This window comes from Streptomyces sp. NPDC093261 (assembly GCF_044753645.1).
Classification (GTDB): Bacteria; Actinomycetota; Actinomycetes; order Streptomycetales; family Streptomycetaceae; genus Streptomyces.
On record NZ_JBIVNO010000001.1, the window covers coordinates 936,685 to 938,769 of the forward strand.

Genomic DNA, 2,085 nt, shown 5'->3' on the forward strand with positions numbered 1-2,085 from the left:
AACCCCTGCGTGCCCTGCACACCCGCCTCGCCCTGAACCCCCTGCGAACCCTGCGCCCCCGCCGCACCCTGAGCACCCGCAGCGCCCTGAAAGCCCTGAGCACCCTGAGCACCCGTGTCACCCTGGACGCCGGTGGAACCCTGAGCACCCGTCGCGCCTTGAAGACCGGCGGGACCCTGGAACCCCTGTGTGCCCTGTGCACCGTCGGCTCCCTGAGCACCCGTAGCCCCCGTAGCACCCGTGGGGCCCAGCGCGCCGGTGGCTCCCTGCGGACCGGCGGAACCCTGGAACCCCTGGTCACCCTGCGCACCCGTGGCGCCCTGTGCCCCGGTGGACCCCTGTGCGCCGGTGGAACCCTGGACCCCCTGCTCACCCTGGGCGCCCGTATCGCCCTGGGCGCCTGTCGCGCCCTGTGCTCCGGTGGACCCCTGCGGGCCCGCGGACCCCTGGAAGCCCTGCGACCCCTGAGCGCCCGCCTCACCCTGGGCGCCGGCCGTGCCCTGCGCACCCGTGGAACCCTGCGGACCGGCGGAACCCTGGAACCCCTGAGACCCCTGGACACCCGCCGCACCCTGCGCACCGGTCGTGCCCTGCGCACCCGTCGAGCCCTGGGTCCCCGTCGCGCCCTGAAAGCCCTGAGCACCCTGCGTACCCGTGTCACCCTGTGCCCCGGTGGAACCCTGAGGACCGGGCGAACCCTGCGGGCCGTCGGAGCCCTGGAAGCCCTGCGGGCCCTCGACCCCGGTCGCGCCCTGGACACCGTTTGAGCCCTGCGGACCGGCGGAGCCCTGGGGGCCGGTGGTGCCCTGCGCACCCGTGGCGCCCTGAGTACCGGTCGTACCCTGCGCGCCGGTGAGTCCCTGGAAACCCTGCGGACCCTGCGCGCCGTCGGCACCCTGAACGCCCTGCGGACCGCCGGCAGGTCCCTGTGCACCGGCCGTCCCCTGTGGACCCTGCGGACCGCCGGACGGCCCCTGAGCGCCCGTCGCTCCCTGGGGCCCCGCCACACCCTGAGCGCCGGTCTCGCCCTGGAAGCCCTGCGGGCCCTGGGTGCCGTCGGAACCCTGGGGGCCGGCGACGCCCTGAGCGCCGGTGGACCCCTGGAAACCCTGCGCACCCGCCACTCCTTGGGCGCCGGTGGTGCCCTCCTGGCCCCGGGGACCCTGTGAACCCTGTGCGCCCTGCGTACCCGTGGCCCCCTGAGCCCCGGTGGAACCCTGCGCACCGTCAGAGCCTTGGCTGCCCGGAGATCCCTGGAAGCCCTGAGTGCCCGGCGTACCCGCCTCGCCCTGCACACCCGCCAGGCCCTGAGCACCCGTGGAACCCTGCGGACCGGCGGAACCCTGCACACCCTGAGTGCCCTGCGCACCCGCCTCGCCCTGGACACCACCGGAGCCCTGAGGCCCGGCGATTCCCTGCGGACCGATGGAACCCTGAACACCCTGAGTGCCCTGCGCACCTGCGTCGCCCTGAGCGCCACTGGGCCCCTGAGCCCCATCGGAACCCTGCGAACCCGCCGCCCCCTGCACACCCTGTGCACCCGACGCACCCGAGTCACCCTGAGCGCCGGTGGAACCCTGGGCGCCCGTCGCACCCTGGGCGCCCGTCGAGCCCTGGGAGCCGGCCGAACCCTGAGCGCCCTGGGAACCATCCACACCGGTCGCGCCCTGGGCGCCCGTCGAGCCCTGGGGACCGGCGGGACCCTGGAAGCCCTGCGCACCCGACGCGCCCGCCGCACCCTGGGCGCCCGTCGAGCCCTGCGGACCCGCCGCGCCCTGCGGACCCGCCGCGCCCTGCACGCCCTGTCCGCCCGGCATGCCCGCCTCACCCTGAGCACCGGCAGACCCCTGAGCACCCGTCGCACCCTGCGGACCGGCAGAGCCCTGGAAGCCCTGCGAACCCTGCGCACCTGCTTCGCCCTGCGCACCACTGGACCCCTGAGCCCCATCAGAACCCTGCGGACCCGCCGCCCCCTGCACGCCCTGCCCACCCGGCATGCCCGCCTCACCCTGAGCACCGGCAGACCCCTGAGCACCCGTCGCACCCTGCGGACCGGCAGAGCCCTGGAAGCCCTGCGAACCCTGC

General features: G+C 75.5%; 2 protein-coding genes. Both read left to right on the forward strand.

From position 1 onward, the window contains the following. Positions 1 to 767: hypothetical protein (locus ACIP94_RS04275; RefSeq protein ID WP_402419268.1), on the forward strand; the 767-nt coding region annotated here is incomplete at its 5' end. A 468-nt stretch (positions 768 to 1,235) separates the two neighbouring features. Continuing rightward, on the forward strand, positions 1,236 to 2,085 hold an 850-nt coding region (locus ACIP94_RS04280; protein WP_402419271.1), incomplete at its 3' end, for a hypothetical protein.